Source organism: Desulfosporosinus sp. I2 (assembly GCF_000960765.1).
Classification (GTDB): Bacteria; Bacillota; Desulfitobacteriia; order Desulfitobacteriales; family Desulfitobacteriaceae; genus Desulfosporosinus.
In genome coordinates this window covers 1-9219 of sequence record NZ_JYNH01000173.1, presented here as the reverse complement: position 1 = coordinate 9219, position 9219 = coordinate 1, and the positions used below count along the sequence as shown (strand labels likewise).

Below are 9219 nucleotides of genomic sequence, written 5' to 3'. Positions count from 1 at the left end.
GATCGTATCTCTCTCTTACAATACTTTGATTGGTATTCCTGTTATTGGCGATGACAGTGTCAAAAAGATCCTGATAATAGGTAATTTGGTCGCTCATCATGTCAATTGATTTTTTATTTTCTCTCTGCAAGCGGTTCATTTTCCGCACATCGATTAATACGAGTAGGTTCTGCTCATCTGCTTCCACGAGGCTTTCCCTCCAACCCATATTAATTCATATTATTCAGTTATAACTCATTGTGTAACAGGAACTTTTAAGCCATAGGCCTGGTAGTGTTTAAACCTCTGTGCCTATCTAGGATATTTACAATCAAAATATTATTGTATGACTTTTGTTCGGATCTTTGTCTTTTCCTTAGAATGGGCTTGGGTCTTCTTTGGTTGCTTGATAATATAAAACTTCTTGGATATTCCATTTTCAAGCTTTAAAGTTGCAAGTTTTATTCCTGGGCACTTCCTAATTCATCCGTCAATAGGATACGTTTGCCCTATCTTTAAGCTAACCATATCCACAAGCCAGAATAAGAAAGCGCCGAAAACTATTCCTCCGGCGACATCCAACAAAGTGTGTTGTTTGATAAACAACGTGGATAGGATAATTATCACTGCTAAACCCCGTACCGAAGCTGTAAAAATTGGTGCCTGGATATTCAATCTTGAGCAGGCTCGGAAAAGAACAAAACTAATTAATACATGGATACTGGGAAACGAATTATACGGTTTATCCGCATGGTAAATATACAATACAATCTCGGTAAACAAGTCGTGAGCGTCAAGCGGCGGCCTTGGCGTAGTGGTCTGGGCAACTATAAAAAAGCTATAACTTAATACTAATCCCATTAGACAAGAGATTAGTGTCGTAACATAAAGACGCGGTTGCCGTTTCATCAGCCATAATAATGTGATCATTACAAAAGGGTACCAAACTATGTAAGGAAGGGCAAAATACTTAACGAATGGGATCATCTGATCAAAAACGGTAGCGAGATTATAGACCCGCCCGCTGGTGTGATTTAAGAGAAAATAGATAGAATTAAACGCCGGCAAAACTAATAATGAGAAACCCCAATACTTCGAAAACTGCTTTTCCAAGATACCTACCCCGTTCTTCGATAATACCACATACGCAAGGGGTGGATTATTTTACGCTTACGCTTATTTGCTACAGGGTAACCACAACCAAAGTATTCTAAACAACTTCAAAAGACGCTTACTCAACCTCAAATCGTCGAACAAATTAACATAAGTTCTCGTCCCATATCCACGATGTTTGCTCAGCCGGATTATCAAGAAACTTTACCAATACATCATACTCCTATGTTTTAAGGTAGCCTCGAACCGTTTTTTAAGGGATATATTTGCAAACGAAGTAACCTCTAATAATCGTTAAATAACTATCCCGCCTTACCCAAGACGACCCAATCCGCCAACACACGATTCAAAGCCGCCGGGGTGCCCTTGACGAATTTATTACTATCATTGGGACGGTCGGCCAAATCAACCAATTTACTCGGGGGCCTGGTTTTCAACAGGCACCAGCGAAACTGAATGCTACCCCTCAGGTAAAATAAGCTCTCTCACTTATTCCTCCCGAACCTAATTGCGATAGCATTAATGGCAGCGCCTACCCCAATAGTCGCAGCAGGTGTATAACTTTATCCTACAGGTGCCATATAATTTTTCCTATTATAAGTCAGCTTTCCGAACCAGATCACGCAAATAATTCATGAGGTCCTCCGAAAGAGCTCCCCGACGCAACGCATAATCGATGGTCGCTTCGACAAAACCGAGCTTGTCTCCGACGTCATACCGCCGACCTTCAAATTCATAAGCGAGGATTTCCTGATATTGCCCTAGTTCCTTAATTCCATCCGTGAGTTGAATTTCCCCACCCTTGCCTGGCTGAAGGATACTCAAAATATCAAAAATTTCTGGATTTAAGATATACCGTCCCATTATGGCTAAGCGGGTTTCTGGGGTATCCTCTGATAGAGGTTTTTCTACCATATTCTTAGCTCGATAAAGCCGATGTGCAAACTTTTGACCATCAACGATCCCGTATTTGGACGTATCCTCAATCGGGACTTCCTGCACCCCTACGATAGTTGCGCCATAGCGCTCGTAATGATTCATCATTTGGCGCAGAGCGGGCACTTCGGAGTAAATGACATCATCTCCCAAAAGGACCGCAAACGGTTCATTTCCAACAAATTTGCGGGCGCTATAGATCGCATGTCCCAAGCCTAATGCTTCTTTTTGCCGCACATAATAAATATCCGCCATCCGGGCGACATCCTGAACTAAATCCAAAAGTTCCTCTTTCGAGTTCTTTTCTAAAAACGTTTCTAGTTCCATCGAGCGGTCAAAGTGATCTTCAATGGCTCGCTTATTCCGCCCCGTAACAATAACAATGTCTTCGATTCCGGATTTAATGGCTTCTTCGACTATATATTGAATGGTTGGTTTATCCACGATGGGCAGCATTTCTTTCGGTTGGGCCTTTGTTGCTGGCAAAAAACGGGTTCCCAGCCCGGCTGCCGGAATTACTGCTTTGCGGATTTTACGCATTTTTTGCCTCTCTCCTTTTATTACATCTATTCATTTTATCTCTTATATATAGGATAGTAACCCAACTAATTCAAATATTTTTCGCAACTTAAAAACGGAACCGACCTTGACGAATGGGTTGACCAATTTGCGGAGCCAGTGACTATGCTATATTATACAGACACCCAAACCGTCAACTTTAATTCAAAGCCGCCGGGTGTAACTGGACTGCTTTATTTGTAGCGTGAAAACTGTCGGACAAACCAACAGGTTCGGAAGGTCGCTGGACTTCATGCAGGTGCCCTTACTTATTGCAGTAAGCATCTAAGCCCCAGCCATTAGTTGAGGACATTATCTTTCTACGTTCCGTGACAATCCATGAAATGACATTGACATGGTTATAACATAGTTACACCAATAACGATCAACACCTTATCTAAAATGCCCATGAGATTTCGTTGTATTATATGGAAATATATGTCTTACTATGTGATTTCTCTATCGGAACGCGTACAACAAGTCTTTTCCTTTCCTTCAAACACCTCATACTAACGGTTTTTTCATATTTTGATGTTGACTCGTCGTTCTTCAAACCTACATTTAGAGTCTTATTATTGATCTACAACTACCTTATCGGGAACTGAATACATAAACTGAGACGTCCTCATCGTGAAAGTCTTTCATAAATAGAGTAATAGCTACAGCCTGTTCGAGATCATAGCATTATCCTCCCATAAATTCTTTTCCACTTCCTTCTTTAATAAGTATTGCGAAATTTCCTTTTTCCCAATATTGATTTATACTGCTATACGAAAATTGCATTTAGACGATGAAGGCCCCCATCCTTACCGATGAGAGCCTAGTGTAGGAGGAACGCGTATCGAGGGATATCATGCCCTAGATACGGATTATTATGCTATTATTTAGACGAATCCTTCTCTTCAGCCATTTCAGTAATAGAATACATCAATAGAATTAGCTGAACGGAGGTTAAGTAATGATTGACGTTAATGCGCTAGAGGAACAATGCCCTAAGTGCAACTGTAAGGGTGGAATTGAGAACACCACGTGGTATCATAACTGGGCCATACGAAATTCTAAGCTTCATTTTTTAGAGGCTAAGGATAAACTCGACACAATAGAAAATGAGACTCCGGATCAACCAGATGAATCCGTTTTCTTTTTTTGCAGGAATTGTCATGGCAGGGGGAAAATACTTACAGTTAAGGGGAAACAGCTTATGGAGTTTGTAAGATTTTGGCTGAATCCTATTAATAAATTTAGCTGAAGACATGTATAATCAATGGAAACTCTAATGAACTTAAAAGTAGAAATAAACATGGATGATTTGATACTTCAAAGAGACATGACAACTCACAACTTATGATGTTCCAGTCAGAAACAGCCAAAGTTAAAAAAACAGGACGAGTTTTGTATATATCTTCTTAAATATATACAACTCAGTAATGAGTAAAATACTTACCACTCTGTGATCCGTAAGAATTTTATCGGAAGCTATTTTTTGCATTTGTATTCTCAATTCCTCTATCTTCTCCTGCACCATCTGTTCCACTCTATAAAACCTCATTTCAAATACTTATGCAGCTCTCGAATATTCTAATACGGAATTACGGTATCATCAATCGGGATAAAAGGTGATGTTTTGTCGGAATATGAAAGAGTAAGGTCCCCTTATTACGCGGGGGCCTTACTCTTCTATCATACAACATCTTATGCGTTAGCGACAAGCGAACCACCGTACTGTGGAGGGATCACGGTGATTTTTACTCCAGGCCATACTCTGGGATACATTTGCCTGTATCTTAACCAATATAAAACTCTTATTGCCGGAGATGCTCTTAATGTTGTAAATGGGCAATTGGTCGTAACACCTCACCATCATCCACCGTTTTATCCACTTTGGATTTTAACGATTCCAAGAATTTCTTTATTGATAGTTTGAGGACGGTGGGTAAATCTACAGAATAGCAATACCGCCCGGCTAAAATATGCGGCCTTGCTTATTACGGGGTTACTATTAAAAGCTGCAACCGAACAAGGATTAATGGAAGCTTCATTGGCTAAACAACCGACATATAGTCCCAATCAAAGAAATACTCTCCTACGCTTAATTAGCACAGGAGGGTATTTTAATGCTTTTTTGCGTCTTACTACTAGTTAAGTCAATATACTTACATAAGAAGTGATATAGAGGATGGTGGAAAAAGTGAATCAGCGCACAATAATTCTGATCGTTCGCCGCCCGATTTTAGCAATTACGGCTCTAATAACAGTATTTTTGATATTTGTAGGTTTTGTTCGTATTGTAGGACATTTGAATCACACAATGACACCGCAACCTGTCAACGTTAAAATTGCTATCGTAATTGATGATTTTGGTATTAACAATCCGGGAACTCAACAGATGTTGGAACTGGGTATTCCTATTACTGCGGCAATAATGCCTAATTTATTGTATTCACAGAAAGAAGCTGAATTATTGCACAACCTAGGTTACGAAATCATCATTCACATGCCTATTGAATCAAAAAATGGACGTCCGGAATGGCTTGGACCCGGTGCCTTAACCACAAATTTATCTCCCCAGGAACTTAGAACTCGACTTGACCACAGTGTGGAGCAAATAACTTATGCTGTTGGTATCAGCAATCACATGGGATCAAAAGGCACAGAGAATCCTAAAATAGTGGAAGCAATTGTGGAAACCGCCAAAGAACACAATTTGATAATTTTGGACAGCAGGACCAGTGAATCCACAATTTTGGCCCAGGAAGCAAAGAAGGCAGGTGTTATATCGGGTACCCGGGATGTTTTCTTAGACAATTCAGCTGATCTTAATTCTATAAAAAAACAAATAAGACTATTGATAGCTAAAGCTAAAACTTCCGGTAAAGCTATAGGTATCGGGCACGTCGGACCACAAGGCCCTAATACTGCCCGGGCTATAAGGGAGATGCTGCCGGAAATGAGTGCTCAAGGCATTCAAGTAGTGCCATTATCTGAGTTGCTGCATTCGTAAGCAACATTCAGAATGTTACCTCGCTCTACTCCCTCATAAAACGCTTATTCAACGACGTCAGAACTGCGAACAAATTGACATGAGTTCTCGTCACACATCCATGCTGTCGCCCCCTCTGGGTTATCCAGAAACTTTACCAGCACCTCGAATTCCGATATTTTAAGACAGCCTCGAAGCATTCGTTAGGGATATATTTTCAAACGGCGTCTACTCAGGCTTTGACTTTTTCATCTGCTGTGAAAGTATCATCCGGAAAGGTAATCTAGTTTCTCTGACTTTAACTATTTTCTTGCCCCTCAATCGTAAATAATCCTCTTATCCTGCAAATACATTTTCATTGTGCCATAACAAGAACTCACATGATGGGTTTCTCTTCAACCCTACCTGCATATTTTTAATGGAACTCTTTTCCGTTTCCATAATCTTCTTTAATCCTTCTACTAACCTCAATTATATTGTCTTCACCAATAACGATTTGCAAAGCATACTCACCTCACCGACACACTTATAATAATAATTATATATAAACCGACCAATATTATCTGAAGAATGAACAGTCTGTTAGGTCCCCTCTTCGCATAAATGTATAGGAGGGGGGATATGGGTGTTCATTACTTTAAGAATCTCACGAAGAGTACTTTCGTTAGTCGTGATTTTCCTTCTATTGTTTGTTGGAATTGTTACTGGAAAATGGGTCCTTGTATCTAATGCTACGGTCTCAAAGCCAATAGAACAGGTCAAAACGGATCAGAAAGTCATGGCTTTAACGATTAACGTGGATTGGGGCGAAGAATATATTTCGGCAATATTGGATGCATTGGATAAAGGCAAGGCATCGGCAACCTTTTTCGTTACCGGGCGTTGGGCCAAGAAACATCCAGAATTACTGAAATCAATGGCAAGCCGAGGTCACCAAATTGAAAATCATGGGTATTCTCACCCGCATCCTGATCATCTTTCTGTAGGGTCTAACCAAGAAGAAATTATAAAGACAGAAAGGATCATTGAAGGAATCATTGGACGAAAAACACGTTTTTACGCACCGCCTTATGGAGAGAAGGGTGTTTCTGGACTGCGAGCAGCTGATGAATTGGGCTATCAGACCATTCTATGGACATTGGATACTGTCGATTGGAGGGGAGACAGTACAGCAGAGATTATCGCGAAACGTGTTCTTAATCCAGCCATTCAGTTTGGGATTAGACCAAATAAATCCGGTGCGATTGTATTAATGCATCCAAAAGAGAATACAGTCAAAGCCTTGCCTGTCATTCTCGACCAATTGACCCGAGAGGGATTTGTTTTAAAAACTATTGATGGATTAATAACATTTGACCAGATCGGAGATAATATCCCATGACGAATCAGAAGAGAACTATTTATCTCATCCAACTACCTGAGGGATTAAACGGACCACATCCCACAAAATCGGCACAACAGCTATTGCTAATAAGATTCTGGTGATTGCGCATATCACATTAATATTGCCTCATTTGGAACCTATCTTAACACACTTTTGAAACTTAATATCCTTTTACTTGAAGCTGTCGAGTAACTCGTTGTTCCTTTTCGCGTTCGCGTTCTGCTAAATATTCTGTGGCTAATTCATTGTACGGATCCTTGGTAAGCAATATCTTGTAAGCTTTCAAAGAATTAGATGGCCTAGGGCAAGCAACGCTTATTCCTTCCCCATGCGTTTTAAACCTTCGCAAATACGTCTCCGATAAACTTCATTAGTATAGGGAGAGCGCAAATATATGTAACAGAGAAAAACCGCACCTCATGGTGCGGTTTATTAGTTCTAATGGAGCGGGTGAAGAGAATCGAACTCTCGTAACTAGCTTGGAAGGCTAGCGCTCTACCATTGAGCTACACCCGCATGTTGGTAGCAGGGGGGGATTCGAACCCTCGCATGAGCGGGTATGAACCGCTTGCCTTAGACCGACTTGGCTACCCTGCCATGGCTCCCCGAGTAGGACTCGAACCTACAACCTACCGGTTAACAGCCGGTTGCTCCACCATTGAGCTATCGAGGAATATATCTGGCGGAGAAGGAGGGATTTGAACCCTCGCGGCAGTTACCCACCCTAACGGTTTAGCAAACCGACCTCTTCAGCCGCCTCAATAAAGTTACCCAGGTTAAATTTAAGAGGGAGGCAAGCGGATTCGGGTGAAAATTTGGTACCAAGCGCAATGGTACGCTTGCTGTTTTCTGGAGGCACAACAACATCTATGTTGACCGATTCAAAGAGCGTCTGCCACTTGGATTTCTCCCTTATCATCGAAGTCGTAGGTTCCCACGTTCCCCATAAGAGCCTGTGATAAGTTCACGCCACCTTCATGCCGGTCACCATCTGGACAGTAAACGTGTCCTCCAGACTTATCTCAGGTTAACAACTCCCCCCTGGTTTTGATGACGTCCATATCCTTTCGACACGTTATCAGCGGTTCATCTGTATTCGTCTCCGTAGCACTTACCTGACGAGGTCTTGCCTCGCCTTTTCCTTAACGCTCACTACCATGGCTTTTGTCCACAGCAGCTTAAGGTGGTTTGAAGCCTCCACCTGCATGGCAGCTTCGAGGGGCCTTCCCTCATCTCTTATACAGCACGGCTCAAATTCACGCGACAGTTCCTGTCGCATGATTGCGCCTTCTTGAATTGATCTTGGGTCGATTGAGCAAACGTTGAATAGGTACCGAGAGCGGATTGTACAGTAGCAATAGCTTTTTGTAGGTCTTGTTGAACAGTCAAAGAAACCCCTCCTTAGCAAAAATCCTTAAACAGAAAATAGTATTTGTAAACAGACTTTTTTTATTAATTGAAAATAAAAAAACCGGTAATTCTCACTACCAACGCTGGGCCGGACCAATTACCTGCTTAGGAATGGTAAACCAACTTAACCAAAAATAAATAAATTCTTTAAAATAGGGAATATTAATCCATGTATTTAAAAAAATTTTTGAGGTAAAATGCATGGAATTATCCCCTCGCCTCTATCATTGGTTTGTCCGTCCAGATATTTTAAACAATTTGTACATAAAACGTGTCTTGGGCCGATATTTTAATTTTACCGACAAAAAGGTACTTGATTTTGGTTCGGGAATTGGGTCAGCTAGCTCCCTGTGTTCGAAAGACCACTATATAGGGGTAGATCCGGATTCGCGACGCATTGCTTATGCCAGATGTTTAAACCCGGGTTACAACTTTCTAGTCTTGGAAGATACCAATCTGCCTCTGGAGAACAATTCTATCGATTACAGCCTTACGCTATCGGTGTTACATCACATCGTTTCAGAAGATTTATCACCTTATCTCTCTGAGTTTCAGCGAATTCTTAAGCCTTATGGCAAAGTTGTTGTCTTGGAACCATGTCTGTTTAAAAAATCTTTTTTTTCTAACTTCGTTATGAAATTATGTGATAACGGTAGCTTTATTCGAGATTACGACTCTTACATAAAAATGTTTGAACTTAAAGACTTTAAAACCGAATTCCTAACACAATTTAAGAAGGTTTTATATAACGAGATTCTATTTACGGCAACGCTCTCATAAAAATGACGATTTTTTATTCTTAACATTTACGCTTAAAATTTTTTGAAAAAGGTGAAAAATGGAGCCAGGTTACGTCAAA

11 protein-coding genes, 3 tRNA genes and 2 pseudogenes are annotated in these 9219 nt (G+C 40.8%); 5 read left to right on the top strand and 11 right to left on the bottom strand.

Translation table 11 applies throughout. The features are described 5' to 3' along the window. From UF75_RS23025 to galU, 4 genes are all read right to left on the bottom strand, one after another. On the bottom strand, positions 1-187 hold a 187-nt coding region (locus UF75_RS23025; protein ID WP_045576863.1), incomplete at its 3' end, for a hypothetical protein. Positions 188-462: 275 nt separating this feature from the next. Beyond that, positions 463-1092: a phosphatase PAP2 family protein gene (locus tag UF75_RS23020; RefSeq protein ID WP_052693551.1), complete on the bottom strand. Its 630-nt coding sequence runs from the start codon at positions 1090-1092 to the stop codon at positions 463-465. Positions 1093-1394: 302 nt separating this feature from the next. After that, positions 1395-1529, bottom strand: coding sequence for a hypothetical protein (locus UF75_RS30925; RefSeq protein WP_282433854.1), 135 nt, complete (start codon positions 1527-1529; stop codon positions 1395-1397). 157 nt (positions 1530-1686) lie between these two features. Beyond that, positions 1687-2568, bottom strand: a complete 882-nt coding sequence (gene galU, locus UF75_RS23015) for a UTP--glucose-1-phosphate uridylyltransferase GalU (protein WP_045576862.1) — start codon at positions 2566-2568, stop codon at positions 1687-1689. Between the two features lie 976 nt (positions 2569-3544). Between galU and UF75_RS23010 the strand changes: the two genes are divergently transcribed. Continuing rightward, positions 3545-3835 (top strand): hypothetical protein, encoded by a 291-nt coding sequence (locus UF75_RS23010; RefSeq protein WP_045576861.1) that lies wholly within the window; start codon positions 3545-3547, stop codon positions 3833-3835. Positions 3836-3958: 123 nt separating this feature from the next. Here the strand turns inward: UF75_RS23010 and UF75_RS28670 are convergent, their stop codons facing one another. Further along, positions 3959-4111: a Spo0E family sporulation regulatory protein-aspartic acid phosphatase gene (locus tag UF75_RS28670; protein WP_282433855.1), complete on the bottom strand. Its 153-nt coding sequence runs from the start codon at positions 4109-4111 to the stop codon at positions 3959-3961. A 192-nt stretch (positions 4112-4303) separates the two neighbouring features. Between UF75_RS28670 and UF75_RS27680 the strand changes: the two are divergent. The 3 genes and pseudogenes from UF75_RS27680 to UF75_RS22995 form a co-directional block, all read left to right on the top strand. Next, positions 4304-4429, top strand: a pseudogene (locus tag UF75_RS27680) (MBL fold metallo-hydrolase); the annotation flags it as partial. Between the two features lie 345 nt (positions 4430-4774). Next, positions 4775-5587, top strand: a complete 813-nt coding sequence (locus UF75_RS23000; RefSeq protein WP_197079513.1) for a divergent polysaccharide deacetylase family protein — start codon at positions 4775-4777, stop codon at positions 5585-5587. A gap of 604 nt (positions 5588-6191) precedes the next feature. After that, positions 6192-6947, top strand: a complete 756-nt coding sequence (locus UF75_RS22995; RefSeq protein ID WP_045576859.1) for a polysaccharide deacetylase family protein — start codon at positions 6192-6194, stop codon at positions 6945-6947. 163 nt (positions 6948-7110) lie between these two features. Here UF75_RS22995 and UF75_RS30920 read toward each other — a convergent pair whose 3' ends face one another. From UF75_RS30920 to UF75_RS29440, 6 genes and pseudogenes are all read right to left on the bottom strand, one after another. Continuing rightward, positions 7111-7236: a hypothetical protein gene (locus UF75_RS30920; protein ID WP_282433853.1), complete on the bottom strand. Its 126-nt coding sequence runs from the start codon at positions 7234-7236 to the stop codon at positions 7111-7113. Positions 7237-7392: 156 nt separating this feature from the next. Beyond that, positions 7393-7466, bottom strand: a tRNA-Gly gene (locus UF75_RS22990). 4 nt (positions 7467-7470) lie between these two features. Then, positions 7471-7547 (bottom strand) — tRNA-Met (locus tag UF75_RS22985). A 1-nt stretch (position 7548) separates the two neighbouring features. Continuing rightward, positions 7549-7623 (bottom strand) — tRNA-Asn (locus UF75_RS22980). A 78-nt stretch (positions 7624-7701) separates the two neighbouring features. Then, a pseudogene (locus UF75_RS28665) lies at positions 7702-7869 on the bottom strand (acyl-CoA dehydratase activase-related protein); the annotation flags it as partial. 192 nt (positions 7870-8061) lie between these two features. Next, complete coding sequence (locus UF75_RS29440; protein ID WP_197079512.1) at positions 8062-8229, bottom strand: hypothetical protein; 168 nt, start codon at positions 8227-8229, stop codon at positions 8062-8064. A 332-nt stretch (positions 8230-8561) separates the two neighbouring features. On the opposite strand from UF75_RS29440, the gene UF75_RS22970 reads away from it, so the two are divergent. Beyond that, positions 8562-9140: a class I SAM-dependent methyltransferase gene (locus UF75_RS22970; RefSeq protein ID WP_045576858.1), complete on the top strand. Its 579-nt coding sequence runs from the start codon at positions 8562-8564 to the stop codon at positions 9138-9140. The last annotated feature ends 79 nt before the right edge of the window (positions 9141-9219 follow it).

Coding starts and splice junctions, on each gene's coding strand:
- galU (WP_045576862.1), bottom strand. CDS start 2,568: ATGCGTAAAATCCGCAAAGCAGTAATTCCGGCAGCCGGGCTGGGAACC.
- UF75_RS23010 (WP_045576861.1), top strand. CDS start 3,545: ATGATTGACGTTAATGCGCTAGAGGAACAATGCCCTAAGTGCAACTGT.
- UF75_RS28670 (WP_282433855.1), bottom strand. CDS start 4,111: ATGGTGCAGGAGAAGATAGAGGAATTGAGAATACAAATGCAAAAAATA.
- UF75_RS29440 (WP_197079512.1), bottom strand. CDS start 8,229: ATGCGACAGGAACTGTCGCGTGAATTTGAGCCGTGCTGTATAAGAGAT.
- UF75_RS22970 (WP_045576858.1), top strand. CDS start 8,562: ATGGAATTATCCCCTCGCCTCTATCATTGGTTTGTCCGTCCAGATATT.